The following is an 18097-nucleotide window of genomic DNA, read 5'->3' as shown; positions in this document are numbered from 1 at the left end:
ATAACGACATTATTGACAATTTCAACTAAATTTTATACAGAAGCATAGAAAAATATAGTCTATTTGAATATATACAATGTTTTTGGTTTTTCACCAGGTTTTAAAGGCAAAATCAATACTCCGAGAATTAATAACGCGATATATAGCAAGATAGAGCCGGCTACTATCTCTATTTCAGAAATTGACGGGACATAGTGAATAGAGCCTAGATGAGCCCAATTGTTTAAACTAAGTGCCAAAGGCGCCTTTTGAGGCTCTATTATTAGGTCGTATTTATCTACGAAACCTGCTATGACGGCCAAGACGGCGGCTGTAAGCAATAGCGGGAGGTTCTTTCTGTAGTAAGCCGCCACTGCCAGAATAAACGGCGCTATAAGCAATAGCAATAACTCAAAGATTGGGAAACTCGGCGAGCTTAGGATTAGCCTATATGCTTGCCACGCCGCCGGGTTATACCAAGCGCTTATAATCATCCAGCCTTTTATAAAAGCCAATACAGGTATTGCAATCATTAGGATTCTTGCATAATATCTAGCTACGAAATCTCTCACATTAAGTCTCCCAGCATAGAAGCTTATGAATATGACTTGGCCCGCTGCGCCGATAGCTATAGCGCTTGCTATAAAATACAACGCCATGTGAGGTCCGTACCAGCCGGGTATTGCAACCACATTGCCAAAAAGTTGGCCTAGGTTACTGATATAAACTATAGTGACCACCAACACCGCTAGGGCTATGCCCAACTCCAACTTCCGCATCTCTCTCAACTTCTCAGATACGCCACTCCTGATAAAATATATCAGTTCTATAATTAGAGTTAGCGCAAATAACATATGCAACGTAGCCATCCAAGTTATTCCAGATTTGTACTGGAAGAATAGAGAAATACCGTTTTCATAATGCACAAATATATTTACGGCAGATAGCGGATTACGTAGATGTGATAGTATCATTATCCACGCAGGGACTATTGTTATCAAAGAGAACCACACCCCCAACTTTATGATTTTCTCTAGTTCGTTATTCGGGCCTCTGTAGTTAAATACTGTATATATCGAATTAACTATACTTGAGCCGGTAGCCATCAAGACAAAATAAACTTCACCAACCACCAAGAGACCCCACGGTATTTCTTCAACAGATCTAGCCAAGTATCCCAGCAATATTAACAAGGCCCCGACTACCGCCATGCCAAACCCTATGAAAACCAGATAGAGCGCTCTCATGGCCCCACCACTATGTAATACTTGGGCTCTGTCCCCAAATTTTCCAAAAGCCTCACATATCTAGACCTAGCAAGTCTCTGCGATATTTCACTAGCTGGGTTATCGATATCTCCAAACGCCCTCGCGCCTGCGGGACACACGGCAACACACACCGGCTGTTCGCCTCTTGCTACTCTCTCTTGACACTCCTCGCCCATACATTTAACAGGAGCCCACACCTCTTCGTAAAACCACCTAGCTAGGTAGGGACAAGCCACCATACAGTATCTACATCCAATACACAAGCTGTAGTTAATTTTAACAAGGCCATCTGAGTCCTTATACGAGGCGCCTGTAGGACACACGGTTACACACGGCGGATTTTCACAATGTTGGCACTGAATTAAATACAACATAGGCCTCGGCCCCTTTGAGATTTCTACTTTTCTAATATTGCTCATAAGCCAATTCCACGTTATATTAACTCTCCCACTACTGCCATAATTCGCCGCATTACACGCGGCAATACACGCACCACATGCTATACACTTTGATTGATCCCAGAGGTGGGCTAGCCGCGTCATAGCCTCCTCACCCTAACCGTGGCGTTGGTGGGGGCGGACCCAACCACAGGCTCGATCTTCCCAGTGGCGAACCACTGCGGGTTAACGCCCTCCCTCAGCCAGGCGAAGTCGCCGTTAATAGAGCCGGATCTCCTGCCTCCTATGAAGGAATACGTGAAGAGAACCCCCTCCCTAACTCTATTTGTCACTTTGACTCTAGCCACAGCTTTAAAACCTGTGTCGATACCCTCGAGCTCTACTACATCGCCGTCTCTTATACCCAGACGTTCCGCATCTTTTGGATTCATCCAGACAGATCTATCGGCGAGGAACCTGGCGTTTGGCGTAAAGGCGAAGTGTGCAGAAACCACCTGGTCCTTCCCGTTGACTAGGTAGAACTCGTTGGGGGCTTTCGGCGGGGTATACAGCGGAGGTCTATAGTCGGGGAGCGGGTCGAGGCCGTATTTAAGCGCCGTGAGGGAGTATATCTCCACCAAGCCGGTGGGCGTGCCGAGCTTCGTCTTGTAGGGCCTAACGCCGTACTCCTTGCGCTTCAGTACCACGAACCCCTTCTCCTCCAGTTGCCGCTTGATCTCGTCCAGCGGCATCTTAAACGCGTCGGCCACCTTCTTCAGCGCGGCTTCCACCAGTTGCCTCTCCCACTCTTCAAAGGCGTGGGGGTCGGCGTATCTCTCGTCGTAGCCAACAAGCTTAGCCCTCTCTGGGAAGGCCCTTCTCACGATCTCCATCAAGATCCACGGACCGTGTCTGGCGTCTACCCCAGGCGGTGGGTCAAGAGCCTTATGTGACATCTGGATAGCAGCGTGGAGAGTCCACATAACCGTGGTAACCTCCTCCCTCTCTAGAAACATGAGATCGGGGAGGATGTAGTGGGCGTAGTCCACATGGTCTTGCGGAAAGATGTCAATTGCAACTACCAGCTCCAATTTCTTTAACGCCTCCACCGCCCTCTGGTAGTTGGGATCTCTCTGCAGAGGAGCACTCCCAATTATAAACAGCGCCTTTATATTCTCTCCAGCCAAAATTGCGTCATACACAGTGTTAAACGTCGAAACAGCCAACGGATACTTCTGCATATCTAACCTCTTACCAGCCGGCGGTTTTATGTCTGTCACAGCGAGTATGTCAGGAAATCTGGCAGACTCTTGAAAACAAAGGCCGCCTTGTTTATCTATGTTGCCAACTAAGGCGTTTAAGATGAGGACTAGGCGGTATGTGTCGAACTCGTTGCCGTTTTTCGCAGCGTACCATCCGTCCTCAACTACGCCTCTGCTCACTGCGAACTCCTCCGCAATTCTTGCGATGGTGTCGGCAGGGACCCCAGTGATCTCGGAAGCCTTCTCCGGCGGATATTTAGAGACGCGCTCCTTGAACAGCTCGAAGACGGTCTTGGCCCCAGCCAGCTTCTGCCTCGCCTCGTCCGTCAGCTCAAGGGCGGGATCCTTTGCCTTCCCGAGAGGCGCCGGGGCGTTAGCCGCGTTGTCCCACACGACGTAGTCCCCGTCGACGCCCACCTCCTTGCCCTCCAGCGGCTTGCCGTCAGGCTTTATCAACATAGGCGCGTTGGTGTAGAATCTGAGGAAGTCCCCGTCGTATAGCCTCTTCGAAATTATGACATAGGCCATGGAGGCCAAGAAGACCGCGTCTGTGCCTGGGATAATCGGCACCCACTCCACAGAGCTGTAGGCAATGTTGGGAGCCCTGGGGTCAACCACAACAACCTTGACCCCCCTCTCCCTCGCCTTAGCTAACCTTCTCACAAGTCCCATAGCTGCATCGAGGTTCCGGCCAACCAACAAGAGATACCGCACGTTTTCGTAGTCGGGATCCCACACAGGAGGCCCCCCGCCGCCGAGGACGGCAGTTCTCGCCGCCGTCGAGGCGGAGTGACAAGTGCCCTCGTGGCCTATGAGATTCGGAGTCCCGATCAACGCGGCGAAGAGCGGGAGGAACCAGGAGTGGACGTCGTGTCTCGTGATGACCACGCTCTCGGGGCCGTACTTTGAGACTATCTCCTTGAGCTTCGCCGCGATTTCGTTCAAGGCAGTGTCCCAGTCAACCTCCACGAAGCCGTTCTCGGTGCGTTTCAAAGGCTTCTTGAGGCGGAGGGGGTGGTTCCACATCTGAAGCGCCGAGGCAGACCTGGCGCAGAGGCCCGGCTGTGGGTGCTCCAGGTTAGGCAGTATGTAGCGGCGGCCCTCATGCTCTATGTACAAAAGGCCACAACCGGCGCCACATGCCGAACACCTAACAGGAACTATTCTTTTAGCTGTAGGCGGAGCGTTGGCGACATGTTGCGTAGTTCCATATGTAAATATGCCAACTGCAGAAGCTGCAATAGCCGCGGTGGCAGACGCCTTCAAAAAGTCTCGTCTAGTGATCATGCAACTCTCCACACCTACTGATAAAAATCTTGCTCTTCCAAGACGACGTAAATATGTACAAAACATATGAGAGATGCGCATATTGCATACTATACTTTATTAACTACGCATTATACATGCGGCGTGTTGAGAGTTGTTAAATACTTCTGGCACGACCTCCTGCCGCCTCTGCCGGAGGGGTGGTGCCCCGTGCTGAAGAGATATGTAGAGCGTTGGCCCAAGCCGCTTACCCCATACGCCGTGGCAAAAGAGGCGGAGTTAAGCACCTCTGCCGTCTACCGCGCCGTCTACGCCCTTGCAAAAAACCGGCTAGTCCTCCCGGCGGGCAGAGGCTACCAAGCCACAGTGAAGGGGGCCATAGCCCTCCTCGTAGAAGAGGAAGACCCCCGCTGGCTTGACGCAGTTAGAAAGATCTGGGGGGTAGAATTAGACGCCACAGCCGTAGCGTTTTACCTAGCCGCGCTTGGAGCCGCAATACGGAAGCTGGGCTTTACTATAAGAGAAGCATATATATGCAACTGGGCCGCCAGCCAAGTCTACATAATAACTCAGCTCGACCGTCTGAGGCTGCCCCCTGCAGTGGAGGAGACAATAAAGCCACTACTATGGATTCCAGAGAAGACACACCACAGCTGTATTAAATATAAGTAACATCGCTAATTTCTTACTGTGTCTAGATCTACAGTACCAGTAGAAGGAGATGTAGCTAGAGAAGTGGCATCTCTTGCAAAAAGCCACGGCTTTTCTATTATTAGACTAGCCACAGATGCCCTCAGACTAGCTGCAGAGATGTTGAAAAGAGGAGTAACTCCGGCCAACGCCCTCGAGATGTATAAATTATTTGAGAAAATAATAGCATTTGACGTCGTGCCCGTGCCTCTCTCCTTTTTCGAACTCCTAGCAAAGAAGTGGGATATATGCAACGACCCAGAGACGGAGAGTTATCTCAGAGAGACTGGGGAAAAGTTTGCCAAAACGCTTCTGTCTGAATTTAAAACCTTCGGCGAGTTGATAAGAGCAGCATCTCTCCTATTTGCCCAGTTCCCCACGGCGCGATTTAATATAAGTAAAGCTGGAAACATCTGGAAAATATACTTCGCCCCGGCCGGCCCCCTCTCTGCCAAATGTCTCGTATATTTCGCCGAGGGGGTAATTAGGCAATTTGGATGTACAGCCAAGATAACTCTCAACTCTGTAATTACAGCAGAAGTAGAATGTCCGGGAAAAATATTATAACTACTGTACAATTTTGGACATGCCGCGAGAATATGCACGCATTGCTATAGCTAGAGAGTTAGCCGAAGAGTTCTACCGAGGAGTTAAAAGTCTGGGCAGAAAACCAAGCGAGGTATTGGAATATCTTATAAAAACTGCAGTAGATGCGATGAACCACGGGATAGACCCAATAGACATGGTACACATATGCCGCCTGGCCAGAAGCCTAGGCCTAGGACGCGGAGGCTATGAAGCAGGCAAAGAGGCAGGCATCCTCCTCAGGGCCTACTACAGCCCCAGCGAATTTCTCGACATATTAACAAGAATAGGGCCGAAGGTTCTCCAAGCCAACAGAGTCGGGCCTTACACCTTCCGCGTCAACGACCGCGCGTCTAGAGAAACACTGAGGGGAATACTAGAAGGCATCGGATGTAAAACAGAGACCGACGGAGAGGCTATAAAAGTAGAGTGTATCTAAGCCGAAGTAGTTCCACAAGTCGATACTCCTCACTCTCGTGTACAATAATTATACCAAGTGGATAAGAAGAATATAAAAACTTTTTAAACTAAGGACATATAGATACGTGGAATTTACGGCAAAATTTACAAGCTTTATAAAACATATAAAAGCCCCTAGACTTAACCTAAAAAATTTTTTAAAAATCCTCCTAATTATAATTATTGTACTAGCTCTACTTTCTCCAATCATATGGTATTTCTACGAATACGACCCCAGAGCAAACATACTATGTAGTTTTTGCCACAACATATACCCACAACTAGACCCAATACACTCCAAATTTAACTGCCACGCATGTCACGAAACTACGCCCCCCACGCTATTTAACTCGATATATTACTATCTAACTGAACGCCCCTCTGACCCAGAAATTTTCAAAAAATACCACCCACTACATGGGATGTCAGAGCCCTGTCTTAAATGCCACAAAGAAGAGGAGTTAACAAACATACCACTCCACAGTACACACCTAGAGATAGCACTATCTCTAAAGACATGTGCAATATGCCACATACCTCACAACGGCACAATCCTACTAAAAACAGATGAAAAACCAACAAAACTGTCATATTCAAAACTATGCGAAGGATGTCACACATTAGACGATATAATTAAAAGACATATGCAATTCCACAAAGAACAATTTGTCTTACGCTTTGGCGACCAAATCTGTACAGAGTGCCACCTAAATAAAAAGTACAAACTACCAATATCCCCCCAGTGTCTAAACGGAATAGCCAAAGGCACAAGTTGTACCTCGTGCCACACCAAACTCAAGCCACCCGATATAACAGGGAAATCATGTCTAGACTGCCACTAGTCTTACTAATTATGCTAGCTACAACAGCCCTAGGGCTTCCGCCATTTGTTAAAATAAATATACACAACGTGACATATTTAAAAACTAATATAGATATACAAATAGATATAATAGTAAATAATACTAAGTATTTTGAAATATATGGCAAAGACGTATTTACAACACTAGTACTTACATACGAGTACCACTGTGGATTAAAACTAAACAATACAAAAATATACGTCTTAAAAAACCCAGTCGACTACATATCGATATCGGCACAGAGCTTATTCATAAATACGGTATGCCAAGAAAAACCTACAACATTAACAAAGATCAACCTAACTATAATACAAATACAGAGAAATGGCTATGTAGATAAAATTTTCTACGACACTATCAAATTAAATAAAACCATAGTGCCTGAGTGGCGCCTAGTAGACTTCAGAATAAGGACAGAAGTTATAGACCCCGGCCGTTGGATACGTTATACTCTTGAATATCCATACGGAGGCATCATCGCCATGCTTGATGTAATAAGTTGGGGCAAATTTAACCATTCAAATGCGGTAAGAATAGTATTTAGGCCGACCTACCACTTTATTACAAAATATCTAGATATAATACTATATGTAAATAACTACACAATGAGACTTCCGCCAGGTGGAGAAGTAATTATACCACAAGACATACCCATATACGGCAATATTACAAAACTTGAAATAGAACTAAAAGCGCTTATGAGAAGCGCCCTAGTAAATGTATTAAATAACACAGGATCTATAAACATCGTACCGCAGGAAAAAACCGAAGTCAAGATGGAGGGCATGGTGGCAGAGACCAAAGTCTTAGCTAAAGAAGTACAGCTAAGGATTGTGCTTACAGACGCCGTAAGTCCAGAAGGCCTAAAAACCACAATAGAGCCGGCAGGACCTACATACTATGTAGAAGTAGAAAAGCCCAACGTCTTAATCCTCCACATAACTCCCACAGCCCCAATACAGGGTAATCTAACTGTGAAACAAGACGTAGCAAACCTCGTGAAGAATGCCGTAATTCCGCTACCCGCCCTCCCTATAAAACCCGTTACGTTAAACACAATCGCGCCGCTTGTCAACGCCACGTTCTACCCCATATCTCTCCAGCAACCGCAACCCCTACTTAGACTGGAGATACCGCTGGCCTCCAACACGCTCTATGTCTACAACGTAGTTAACATCACCGCAAAGCCGCGTACTCCAGGAGGCCCCATCTACATCTTCCCTGTCGTCTTCTACAGGGTAGAGGGGGCGTTGGTGCCGCACCCCTCCAACGTCCTTGTAAACTCTACCACCGGCGGGTACTACATCGCTAGAAACACCACGTTTACAATATCGCTACTTACGCCCGTGGTTAAAAAAGCCGACGCGGTAGTTATATATCTCTACGGCGGAAATATAGCGGAGTTTAAAGCCGAGGGAAGAACGTTGCTCTACGTAGACCCAGAAGTAGAGGAGCCGGAGGGGAGGGGGCCAGATCTGCTGACGCAGTTGGTGGTTGGGCTCGCCGTGGCGCTCCCCTCGTTAATTCTCTCGAGGAGGCTATGAAGGGGGCCAGATACCTAGATAGGCTCAGAGAGTCGCTAACGCCGCGTGTTGTCCTGCTACTTATCATGGCGGCCGTGGCGGTTATTGTAGCCTCCTTTTGGGCCTATATAAACTACGACCCCAACTCTAGGCAGTTCTGCGTCTTGTGTCACAACATGGCCCCCGCCGTGGCGCAGATAGGCAAAACTCCCCACGGGGCGTTCACATGCACTACCTGCCATAGCGTCGACATACCCCGCTGGCTGTTTGTACAAATAGTGGAAAACCCGACCAGCGCCCAGATAGCCGAGCGCTACAAGCCGCAGATGTTTGAGACATGCCAAAAGTGCCATAAAGAAGTCCCGTTGAATATACATACGGTACACATAAGACTAGCGGCTAGCCTAGGCACATGTACGGTATGTCACGGCATACACGACCAGGTTAAGTTAACTACGGCGTGTCAAACATGTCACGACGTCAATAAAATCATCCCGCGGCATTTACAATTCCACAGCTACGCATGGGCTGAGGTGGAGAAGGGGAACACGGCCGTGTGTTTAGAATGCCACAGCCCCTGGGCGAGGTGGTATGTGCCAATAGGCCCAGACTGCCAAATCGGCGTCGGCCAGGGGACGCCGTGTATAAGTTGCCACGGGCCGCGCGCGGCGCCGTTTAACCCAGCCCAGTTTACAAACTGTGTAACATGTCACGGGCGTTGATACTCCTTTTGTTAATTCCGGCGGCTGTCTCCGCCTCTACTGCCTACGGCGTGGCTGTGTATGGGGGGGAGGGGGTGCCTGTGGCGGTGAAAGTAGAGGTAGCCCCCGGCGGCGGCTCTGTCACAATACGCGGCTTGTGGTACTACGACCAGCTTTTAAACATCTCTACAGTCGTCGCCTGCTGGGAGGCGGCTGCCGCGGCTGGGCTAAACCCGCTTTCCTACAACTACACGGTCTATATAAAGCCTTTTGGAAACGCCTCAAACTCCATAGTGGGGCCCAGCCTCTCCCTTGCGGTATTTCTCTCAGCCTACAGCGCCCTCACCGGCGTAGAGATAAACTCCTCAATAGCGGCGACAGGGGCTGTGACCCCCGGCGGCTTGGTAGATTTCGTCGGAGGCCTCCCCGAGAAGGCCTTTGGAGCTAGAGCCTACGGCTTTAGACTTCTCCTATATCCACTCCTCCAGCGTAATAAATACCAGATCGTGCTTAAGCCTAAGCTCTACGGCGTATACGGCTCTGTGGTGCAGGAGCTTGTAGTAGAGCCGCAGAAAATAGGCGAGATAATACCCGCCGAGGAGGTGGGCAATGTAATACAGGCGGTATATATAGCGCAGAACAAACTGTATAACATCTCGAGAGAACTCGAGCTCTTCGACGCAGAGGCGAGGCGGATAGTGGAGAAGGCCTCTGCCCCGAACGCCACGGGCTTAATACAGAGGGAGGCTTGGCGTTTTATAAACTTGACTTTAGAAACCGCGGGCTCCTCGCCGGCTGTAGTAGATAAGCTAAAGACCGCGGCGGCCTATCTACAGCTTGGCGGCCTCCTAGCCCCCGAGGCCTCTGTAAGAGCGTTTAAACAAGCGGCGACGCTCTACTTCTACATAAAGCTGTTGCAAGACGGCGAAGAGGCCCTTAGAGAAATGGACATATACGCCACAGCTCTACTAACGGTGGCTGAGAAGGTGGTGGAGAGAACTCCCCTCGGCTATGACAACCTCTGCGAAGCCTCCTACGCCCACATGTATCTACATCTGGCGAAAAGACAACTCGGCGATGTAAACAGATATGCCTCTCTATACGCCGTATTTAAATCGCCGACATACGCCGCAGTTTTTGCGTACGCCTACGGCGAAGTTTTGGCAAATCTCTGGAGGGCAATTCTATACGCCCAGCCCGCCGCCAAGGCGGCGGAGGTAGACGCACAGGCGTTTTATAAATATGTAGAGGCGGCTGTGCGCTACGCAGAGCTCTACAGCTACGCCACAAATATACAATCCCCCCTCGTAGATGAGGCAAAGATAAATCTATACAGAGCCGCGGCGGCTCTCTGGAGCAACAACACGGCGGCGGCTCTAGGCTATCTACAAGAGGCTCTTACAAACGCCATCGCCTACTTCGCCCTACACCCGGCCTTCCCCAACACCACCGCCTTGAAGTATATATACTACGCCGCGGCGGCCGCCCGCCAAATGCCAGAGAACTACCTAACGGCGGCCCAGCTGGCGCAGATAGCCGTAACGCCGGTAAACGAGACTAGGATATACCACCTGGCGCGTATACAAGCCTGCCGCTATCTATACCTATTTACAAAACCAACGGGGGGTTTTTCAACGACGCCGGAGGCCGAGGCGCCGCCTCCAAAGGCGCCTACATTTGAAGCCGGCGGCTCCACAGCCATCTACATAATTGCAACTCTAGCCGTTATAACAGCTGTACAGTTGGTATACTGGAGATACAGAAAGTAAACCATTAGAACAAGTATAATAGTCAACTTTATATTTATCCAAGTTTTCTTCACACATGAAGCTCAAAACATTGCTAATAGCGCTGGCGCTAGCCGTGTTGGTACACGCCGGCATACAACACTATAACCACCCACCCCAATGCGACGCATGCCACACTTACTCCACCGCCACCTCAGCCGGAGTGACCTGGCTAACCAGCGGCACCGGCTCATGCGACCCCTCAACAACGGAGTGCGTCTGGAACCACCAGATTCTGACAGGCACTAACGTATGGCTACAATGTGCAAACTGCCACTCGGCGATTGCTACCCAGATAAGTAACACTCCCCACGGAGGTATACAAGGCACTTACGGCTGTGCCTGCCACGCGGTGGCGCACGTGGGCAACGGCACGGCTACGGCCGGCTACACCGCCTGTATCTACTACTACACTCCCAACCTAGGTGCAGTCACCGGCCCTTACTGGGGCCAGAGCCCGCCGCAGACTGGGCTTGCGCCGCAGAAGGTATGTTTCTACGGAACGCCGGGCTCTACGTCGTATCAAATCAGCTGGTCTGTCTCCACCCCGCCGTCTGTTACATATATTAAAGCTGTTGCGCTCGCCGTCGGGTATACAAAAGACCAATACGGCAACGTAACTATCTATCCAAACCAGGCGCAGTTGATAACTACCGACTTCTTTAGTCTTCTAACGACTGGGCCTTTCGCTAGATATGAGAACTACTCGAGGCTTAGCACCGGCGGCGGGAAGATATCTGCTCCACATGCTTTAACTGACGTCGCTCCCGGCGGCGAGACTATTATCGTTGGCGTGTTTGACATCCACGAGGGGGCCTTTATACTGACTTCGCCTTGGGCTAAATACGGCGGATATCCATACAACGTGCCGGTTAGGAAGAACCCCGCGTTTGCGGCGTGTTTCAACTGCCACTTTATATACAAGGGCCAGGTGGGCGCCGCTAAGATTATGGAGTTTGGCGGAGTTTGGAAAATCGGCATTCCAGAGGACGTGTTTAACTCTATCACCGACCCGCACAAAATTGTTCTGCCTGCCTCAGCTAACGCTGGCGTAGTTGCGCCGAATTTAGCTATTGTCGCCCTTCTGGCCAGCGCGGCGTTGTTTACAGGGCTGTTTGTAATAGCCAGGAGGAGGCTGTTCTAAACGTGCGTGATTTTTTTACCCACCTTAAATATCTCCTTGTTTTTATCCGGTTTTACTTCACCTTCTCCCCAGTGGGGGGGTATAGGGTAAATCTCCCATTTTTATTTGTCTTGGCTTTATCCGCCGCGGCTGTCTGGCTAGGAGGGGGGACCGCCGGGTTTTTATGGCCTGTGTTTATAGCCGCGGCTCTGTTTTATACATTAGCTATCGCCATTTGGGACCTTGGGTATTTGCTCGCCGCAGTTGGCCTAGCGCTGAGCGCCGTGGGTTATATAACCTCTGTGGGGCCACACGGCGTGTTTAGCCCCTATTTTGCATATCTGACGCTCCTCTCTTGGGTTGTCTGGAGGCTCGGCGGCGGGGAGCTGGCTAGACTTATGGGGGGGATAGCCGCTGTTACGCAGATAATCATCGACGGGGGGTATGTATTCGGCCGCTGGAGCTATATACCTCTCTTGGCGCTGGCCTACATTCCACTCATTAGGCGGGGCCCCCGCCCCTCCGGTAGATACTCCCTCCTGCTAATCCCACTGGCAGCCGGCTTGCTCTACGGATTTCTAAAGCTTTTGGCCGGCCCCCCCTCTGCGTTTCTACACCCCCAGTGGGCTTTAGCCGCCGTGGCTGTCTCCTGCCTCCTCTTAGCCGGCTTTGCCACATCTGTTTTAAAATCCGTGGGTGGGCTTCTCGTAGGCCTTGCGCTGTATTTAATCGCGGTGTTTTTCCTGCCCGTCGGCACATACGCGCCACTTTTTCTACTAGCTGGATTCGCCGTGGCGTTGGGGAAGAGAGCAGTTCCGCTCTACGTATTTCTGGCCGGGTTCGCCCTCTTTCTCTACTTCACCCCGGCGTTGTTGGTGCCTACATACAACGCCACAGTTCACCTCGCCTCTGCGGTGAGCCCAAGCGGAGAGGTCCGGCCGGCAGACGCCGGAGTTATCGCGCTACGGGGCGGGCGCTACGGCTTCAACGGCGAGGTTGGGCTCGGCCGTTTTACTTTTCTTCTAAGAATCCAGGGAGTTGAAAAGATCGAGACTCCGCTTGTGGTTGATCTAAAGTATCTAAACGGCGGAACTATTGAGAAGACCCTCTTCATATTTCCACACATAGTATTCATTAGGATCAGGCCGGGGGTTGATACATACGCCACAGGTCTTGCATGTATCTGGGGGTATTCCCTAGGGGTGGGCTGTAGCACCGCGGTTTCTTTCGACGTCGACGTGGTAATCTACATCAACACGTTTCTATACGCCCTCCTGTGGTTTATAGTTGTGGCCGCGCCTCTGGCCATATGGCGGCTGAGTACAAGAAGTATGACAAATGTCCAAATGTAATAACTAGGTTTTTTAACTAACAAGTGGTTGAAGACGTGCATATCTCGGGCTATATCTTCCTGGCCTCTCTCGCGGCTCTCTCCTCGTGGGTAGTCTACTCCTTTTTTAAACCACGCCGCGTTTTTCTACTGGCGGCTCTTCTGTCTCTGTGGATCTCTTGGGCTTACTACGCCTACTGCTTCATCGCGCCTGATTTTTCTCTTGCAGAGGTGGCGAAAAACGTAAATTTAGGCATGCCGCTTTGGCTTAGGCTGGCGGCGTCTTGGTCAGGCGCCGGCTCTTCTATGCTCCTCCTCGCTCTGTTTCTATCTATCGCTGTGTACTTCGCCCCGCTAAATAAGGCGAGGGCTCTAGCTCTACTTGTAGTTTTGTCCGGCGCCGTTGGTGCGGCCTACGGCGCGTTTGATACTTGGCCTAGCGAAACCATAGGCGGGGGGATAAACCCATTGCTTAGGAGCTTCTGGACTCTTGTACATCCGCCTTTGGTCTTCGCCGGATATGCTCTAGTGCTTGCGGCGGCTTTGACAGAACATAGAAGAATGGCTTATGTAGGCGTGGCGACTCTTTTTACAGGCCTAGTCCTCGGGGGGTATTGGAGTTATGTGACCTTCGGCTGGGGGGGCTACTGGGCGTGGGACCCCGTCGAGACTGCGCAACTTATGGTCTTTGTGGCCGCCGTCGCTTATATACATACGCCGAAGTTTCTAAAAGATTTTGAAAAAGCGCTTTCGGCTTTAGTTGCAAGCGCGGTGTTTCTAGCGCTGTTTGTGACAAGGACTGGCATGAGTCCGCTACATGGATTCGCCTCGCCGGGGGCGGCGGGATATGTGCTTATTGCGGCGGCTCTCTTCTACTTCTTTCTGTTTCTAAGGAGAGTTTTGACAATCGCCTTTCCCAAGCTGACGCCTGAGCCTGGCGTCTGGTCGCAACTCCTCGCCTTCTTCCCGCTTTTCGCCGCAGCTGTGTTTCTCTACGGCGCGTTGTTCCTCCCCTCCCTCGGCGTTGCCCTCGGCGTTCAAGCCTCTCCGCCTCAGATGGACCAGGGGATGTGGTTTTACAACCCAGCTTTGTTTTTCCTAGTCTGGATCACTCTGGCGTTTGCGCCACTTATCTACTTGGGGAGGGGCGGCCGCCTGCTTAAGCTCTATCTGGCGGCCGGCTCCGCCGCCACTGCCGTAGCCGCCGCGTTGGTGTTGACAGACGTGTTTCTGCCCTCGCCTAAGTCTCACGTCTTAACTAACGTCGCCATAGGCGCGGCGCTTGCCTGGGGGGCCCCAGCCGCCTTGGTTATCGCCTATAGAGCTGTAGGGAAGAGAGAGGTCTTGGGCTTCCTCCACCTCGCCCTTCTCTTGTTTTTTATAGCCGCTGTGGTGAGTCTGCCGTATGCCTACAACAAAAGCTATTTTGTAGATGTAGATATCGAGCCTGGGGCCTCCGCCCGCGTGGCCGGAGTGGAGATAAAGCTCGTAGGCTATAACATGTCTATGTTAGGAGAGCGTTTCGACGCCCGCGTCTACCCAGTGCCGAATCTCGCGGCCAGCGGCCTCCTCTATTCTTCATCGCTACTGGCCCAGGTGAAGCCTATGGTGGAGGAGGCGGCGCGTAGAATTGAGAAAAGCCCGGCTCTCTCGCTTTTGTTCAGCGCCGTAAATAAGCCTATCCCCCTCGGCGATGTGGAGTTTAAAACCCCAGAGGGGTTCCTCGTGGTTAAAAACGCCTCTCTGTTTACATATGTTGGACACGGCCCCAACGCCCTCTACCTCTACCCAGCTTTTATGGGCGTCGCCGAGGTAAACTCTACAATTAAGGCGGCTCTCGTCGACGTTAGAGGAGTTTTAATCAACGTCACCGACTTAAGTATTGAGAGGAGGGGGGACTACCTAGTGTTTAAACCCGCGCGGGGAGAGGCGGGGGGCTACCAGCTACCGCTTCAGCTAGATATGAACCTCACGCTTTACTATATGGCCTCCGCCCCCGGCACCCCCATATATGGGCTGTTTAAATCGCCGATATATCTAACGCTGGCAAACTTCAGCTATGTACATAAAATAGTGCGGGAGGGCCCGCCGCCTTCTCTACCGCTGGGAGTCGCAACAGAGGTAAAGCTCGCCATAGACGGCGCGCCGGCGGAGGGCTATATATACTACTATCTAAACGGCGAGGCGTCGGGAGCCAGAGGGCTTGTGCCTGCTGTATTACACATACCCAGAGACCTAGGCGATGTATACATTGCAGTATTTCCGCCGTATGCACAAGGCCAGCTGGCCCTCTGGCCCGCCCCCGCCTTGTACTACTGGCGCCACACCTCAAGCCGCGACTCTCTCTGGACCGCAGCGATAATTACTGCGGCTAATCTACAAAACGCCTTGACAGACCAAAACTTCGCCGTCACGTTTCTCAACGGCCTTATAGACTTCACCACCGCCGAGGCCGGCGATCAGCTGTCGATATCGGTCAAAGAAATCCCAGCCGTAAACCTCCTATGGGTATCTGCAGGAGCCGCAGTAGCCCTACTACTAGCCTATGCGGCCCGCCGCCGTTAGCCTAATACTACTAATCCTCGCCGCGTTAGCCGCCGCCGTGAGAGTCGGCTACACCGGCAACTGTCCAGACTGCCACGGCACTGATCAAAACATATTAACTGTACAAACAGGCAAGACTTGTTGGAATTGCCACGACGAGTACGCTACAAATTACATATGGAAGTCTGTACATTATAGGCTCAACAGCGCCACGCTATACAAGACCATATATCCCAGAGAGGGGCAGTACTGCTACTGCCATTCCTACTTCAGAGCTATGGATCCCAACTGCGCCTGCCACGTAGTCATACATATAAATATGCGGAATCACGGCTACACCTTCCTCTACCCTATTCTTGTGGTTGGCTACCTCCCGTGGGGCGTTTCCTACCCCACGGTCTCTCCCGGGCTACAGTTTAGAGAGGGCAAGTTGGTCTATGACTGCAACACATACTGCCCCCCCAATCTGAGACTGATTTGGAATCAATATAGTGGATCTCGTAACGTTGTTGTAGTTGCTGTGTGGGATTGGCAGAGGGGGGACGTCGTTCTTCCTCTGCCGGGGCCTGGGCCTACTGGCATCGGCGGGACGTATGGGAAAATTGAAAATGGTAGTTGGCTTTCGTGTTTCTCCTGCCACTTCTTGGCTTTAAGTCCTTGGTCTGTGGCGGCTGGGTACAACGGCACGCCTGTGACTAACCCCTCTACTGCCTTTAGGTTGCATAATGACACGTGTCAGCCTTGTCATGGGCCGGCGGGCTTTGGGCCCGCCGCGGGCTTTAGTACAAACGTGTGGACTCACAACATAATTGGCTCTATCTATGGGGGTTCTGACAACGTCTGGAGTAACTGCACTCGGTGCCACACGGCTATAGCTTCTTATGTATCTAGTTCTGTACACAGTGGGATTGGCTGTAAGTGTCACGCGGCTGTTCACATCGGCTATAGCTACGGGGGGTATAAATTCGCTGTTTTGTACAGCTACGCCGGCTCTGCTTCTCCGCCTTCTCAAAACCCGGCGTCTGTAAATAGGTGGGTTCTTGCATATACTCAGTACAACGCCACGCGGGCTGTCTCCGCGTTGATAGATAACTATCCTAGAAATATCGAGGTCGGCCTTCTAGACGCCTTTTATAGAGATTATATCTCGACGCTTCCAATCGGCGTTGGGCCTGTCGTCGTGTGGACGTCTTGTTTTAACTGCCACTTTCTCGCATATACGCCGCCTCTCCGCGTCGATCCGCATAAAATATCTGGCTTTATCCCGGCGCCTGGGGGTGGGGAGGGGGAGGTTTTTGCTCCTCCGCCCTTGGAGACAAGAGGCGGTGGGGTCAACTGGGGCGTCTTGGCTGTGGCTTTTGTAGGTCTGATTGGGGGTCTTGTGTTGAGGAGGTTGTTATGAGGGGTCTTGTGCTTTGGTTTCTAGCGGCGTTGGATGTGGCTACGGCGGTTTGGCTTGTGGGCTGGGGGCCCTTCCCGCTTTATATAGAGGAGGTGGGCGCCCCCACGGCCTATTTAAACATCTATGTCCACGTCCCTGCGGCCATGGCGTTGTATGTAGCCGCTGGGCTTGCCTTTGTCCTCGCCGTGTGGGGCCTCGTGAGGGGGCTGAGGAGGGTGGAGTTGCTTGACTACTCGGCGTATGTAGTTGCGGCGTTTGGATGGTATGCCTTTGTCTCCGGGACTATCTGGGCGGCGGAGAGCTGGGGCTCTCCGTGGGCTATGGACCCGCGGCAGCTTTCTATCCTCGTGTTGGCGGTTGTCTTCTCTTTGTATCCAGCTATAAAAAGGGGGGTTGAGGACCCGGATAGAAGCGTTAAGTTGAGGGAGGCTTTTGTCGCGGCGGGTTTTGCCCTGGCTTTAATCTCTCTCTTCGCGCCGTATTTAGCGCCGGCGGCTTTCCACCCGAGGCCCGGCGCTACTCTCGGAGGCTCTCTCAGAGCCTATATGGGGCTGAGGGTCGCCATAGTGTTCGCCCTATTTATAGCTTCTCTTTTTGTAAAACCGCCTAGGCGCCTCTTCTTGCTCTACGCGGCGGGGGCCGCCGCCGTCTTAGCCCTTATGTACCCCTGGCTTCTCTACAGCCCGGTGAGAGTGGTTAATGTAACCGCGGGGGGGATTGTGCTGGCTGATGGGAGAATTGTACATGTAGACCCCGCGTCTGTTCTTAGTCCTGCTTTTGTAGATGGAAGGCCTACTTTGGTGGGTAATTTTGTTGTGGTAGATGGGGGGAGGGTGTATTTAGTTAGGCACTACTCTGCCTATGTAAACGCGGCTTTGTATTTTCTAACTATGGCGGCGGTTTTAGAGGTGTGGAGGAGGTTAAAAAGGTAGTTTTTT

At 51.4% G+C, this 18097-nt stretch carries 15 protein-coding genes; 12 read left to right on the top strand and 3 right to left on the bottom strand.

The genetic code is table 11. From position 1 onward, the window contains the following. Nucleotides 1-59 precede the first annotated feature (59 nt). The 3 genes from nrfD to ACZ49R_RS08805 are packed head-to-tail and all read right to left on the bottom strand — an operon-like array spanning nt 60 to nt 4173. The gene (gene nrfD / locus ACZ49R_RS08815) at nt 60-1226 is read right to left on the bottom strand and encodes an NrfD/PsrC family molybdoenzyme membrane anchor subunit (protein ID WP_464732773.1); all 1167 of its coding nucleotides are present in this window, start codon (nt 1224-1226) and stop codon (nt 60-62) included. Continuing rightward, nucleotides 1223-1789 (bottom strand): 4Fe-4S dicluster domain-containing protein, encoded by a 567-nt coding sequence (locus ACZ49R_RS08810; protein ID WP_464732772.1) that lies wholly within the window; start codon nt 1787-1789, stop codon nt 1223-1225. Before ACZ49R_RS08810 ends, nrfD begins: the two co-directional genes overlap by 4 nt. Next, a complete protein-coding gene (locus tag ACZ49R_RS08805) occupies nt 1786-4173 on the bottom strand; it encodes a molybdopterin-dependent oxidoreductase (protein ID WP_464732771.1) in 2388 nt (795 codons plus the stop codon). Before ACZ49R_RS08805 ends, ACZ49R_RS08810 begins: the two co-directional genes overlap by 4 nt. 66 nt (nt 4174-4239) lie before the next feature. On the opposite strand from ACZ49R_RS08805, the gene ACZ49R_RS08800 reads away from it, so the two are divergent. From ACZ49R_RS08800 to ccsA (ACZ49R_RS08745), 12 genes are all read left to right on the top strand, one after another. After that, the gene (locus ACZ49R_RS08800) at nt 4240-4824 is read left to right on the top strand and encodes a hypothetical protein (RefSeq protein ID WP_464732770.1); all 585 of its coding nucleotides are present in this window, start codon (nt 4240-4242) and stop codon (nt 4822-4824) included. An 18-nt stretch (nt 4825-4842) separates the two neighbouring features. After that, the gene (locus ACZ49R_RS08795) at nt 4843-5409 is read left to right on the top strand and encodes a hypothetical protein (RefSeq protein WP_464732769.1); all 567 of its coding nucleotides are present in this window, start codon (nt 4843-4845) and stop codon (nt 5407-5409) included. 19 nt (nt 5410-5428) lie between these two features. After that, nucleotides 5429-5866: a hypothetical protein gene (locus ACZ49R_RS08790; protein ID WP_464732768.1), complete on the top strand. Its 438-nt coding sequence runs from the start codon at nt 5429-5431 to the stop codon at nt 5864-5866. A 106-nt stretch (nt 5867-5972) separates the two neighbouring features. Next, nucleotides 5973-6728, top strand: coding sequence for a hypothetical protein (locus ACZ49R_RS08785; RefSeq protein ID WP_464732767.1), 756 nt, complete (start codon nt 5973-5975; stop codon nt 6726-6728). After that, a complete protein-coding gene (locus ACZ49R_RS08780; protein WP_464732766.1) occupies nt 6710-8293 on the top strand; it encodes a hypothetical protein in 1584 nt (527 codons plus the stop codon). Before ACZ49R_RS08785 ends, ACZ49R_RS08780 begins: the two co-directional genes overlap by 19 nt. Beyond that, entirely contained in the window at nt 8290-8994 is a 705-nt protein-coding gene (locus ACZ49R_RS08775) for a NapC/NirT family cytochrome c (RefSeq protein WP_464732765.1), read from the top strand. The genes ACZ49R_RS08780 and ACZ49R_RS08775 overlap by 4 nt, the downstream gene beginning before the upstream one ends. After that, nucleotides 8979-10742 carry a S16 family serine protease gene (locus tag ACZ49R_RS08770; protein WP_464732764.1) on the top strand — a complete coding sequence of 588 codons (1764 nt, stop codon included), beginning with the start codon at nt 8979-8981 and terminating at the stop codon, nt 10740-10742. The genes ACZ49R_RS08775 and ACZ49R_RS08770 overlap by 16 nt, the downstream gene beginning before the upstream one ends. A gap of 55 nt (nt 10743-10797) precedes the next feature. Beyond that, the gene (locus ACZ49R_RS08765; protein WP_464732763.1) at nt 10798-11904 is read left to right on the top strand and encodes a hypothetical protein; all 1107 of its coding nucleotides are present in this window, start codon (nt 10798-10800) and stop codon (nt 11902-11904) included. A 170-nt stretch (nt 11905-12074) separates the two neighbouring features. After that, nucleotides 12075-13235, top strand: a complete 1161-nt coding sequence (locus ACZ49R_RS08760; RefSeq protein ID WP_464732762.1) for a hypothetical protein — start codon at nt 12075-12077, stop codon at nt 13233-13235. 35 nt (nt 13236-13270) lie between these two features. Continuing rightward, nucleotides 13271-15778: a cytochrome c biogenesis protein CcsA gene (gene ccsA / locus ACZ49R_RS08755; protein ID WP_464732761.1), complete on the top strand. Its 2508-nt coding sequence runs from the start codon at nt 13271-13273 to the stop codon at nt 15776-15778. Then, nucleotides 15759-17159: a hypothetical protein gene (locus ACZ49R_RS08750; RefSeq protein ID WP_464732760.1), complete on the top strand. Its 1401-nt coding sequence runs from the start codon at nt 15759-15761 to the stop codon at nt 17157-17159. The genes ccsA (ACZ49R_RS08755) and ACZ49R_RS08750 overlap by 20 nt, the downstream gene beginning before the upstream one ends. Then, nucleotides 17156-18091: a cytochrome c biogenesis protein CcsA gene (gene ccsA / locus ACZ49R_RS08745; protein ID WP_464732759.1), complete on the top strand. Its 936-nt coding sequence runs from the start codon at nt 17156-17158 to the stop codon at nt 18089-18091. The genes ACZ49R_RS08750 and ccsA (ACZ49R_RS08745) overlap by 4 nt, the downstream gene beginning before the upstream one ends. Nucleotides 18092-18097: the final 6 nt, after the last annotated feature.

Source organism: Pyrobaculum organotrophum (genome assembly GCF_055384425.1).
This window is presented reverse-complemented; position numbering and strand designations above follow the sequence as displayed.

Coding starts and splice junctions, on each gene's coding strand:
- nrfD (WP_464732773.1), bottom strand. CDS start 1,226: ATGAGAGCGCTCTATCTGGTTTTCATAGGGTTTGGCATGGCGGTAGTC.
- ACZ49R_RS08810 (WP_464732772.1), bottom strand. CDS start 1,789: ATGACGCGGCTAGCCCACCTCTGGGATCAATCAAAGTGTATAGCATGT.
- ACZ49R_RS08805 (WP_464732771.1), bottom strand. CDS start 4,173: ATGATCACTAGACGAGACTTTTTGAAGGCGTCTGCCACCGCGGCTATT.
- ACZ49R_RS08800 (WP_464732770.1), top strand. CDS start 4,240: ATGAGAGATGCGCATATTGCATACTATACTTTATTAACTACGCATTAT.
- ACZ49R_RS08790 (WP_464732768.1), top strand. CDS start 5,429: ATGCCGCGAGAATATGCACGCATTGCTATAGCTAGAGAGTTAGCCGAA.
- ACZ49R_RS08780 (WP_464732766.1), top strand. CDS start 6,710: ATGTCTAGACTGCCACTAGTCTTACTAATTATGCTAGCTACAACAGCC.
- ACZ49R_RS08775 (WP_464732765.1), top strand. CDS start 8,290: ATGAAGGGGGCCAGATACCTAGATAGGCTCAGAGAGTCGCTAACGCCG.
- ACZ49R_RS08770 (WP_464732764.1), top strand. CDS start 8,979: ATGTCACGGGCGTTGATACTCCTTTTGTTAATTCCGGCGGCTGTCTCC.
- ACZ49R_RS08765 (WP_464732763.1), top strand. CDS start 10,798: ATGAAGCTCAAAACATTGCTAATAGCGCTGGCGCTAGCCGTGTTGGTA.
- ACZ49R_RS08750 (WP_464732760.1), top strand. CDS start 15,759: ATGCGGCCCGCCGCCGTTAGCCTAATACTACTAATCCTCGCCGCGTTA.
- ccsA (WP_464732759.1), top strand. CDS start 17,156: ATGAGGGGTCTTGTGCTTTGGTTTCTAGCGGCGTTGGATGTGGCTACG.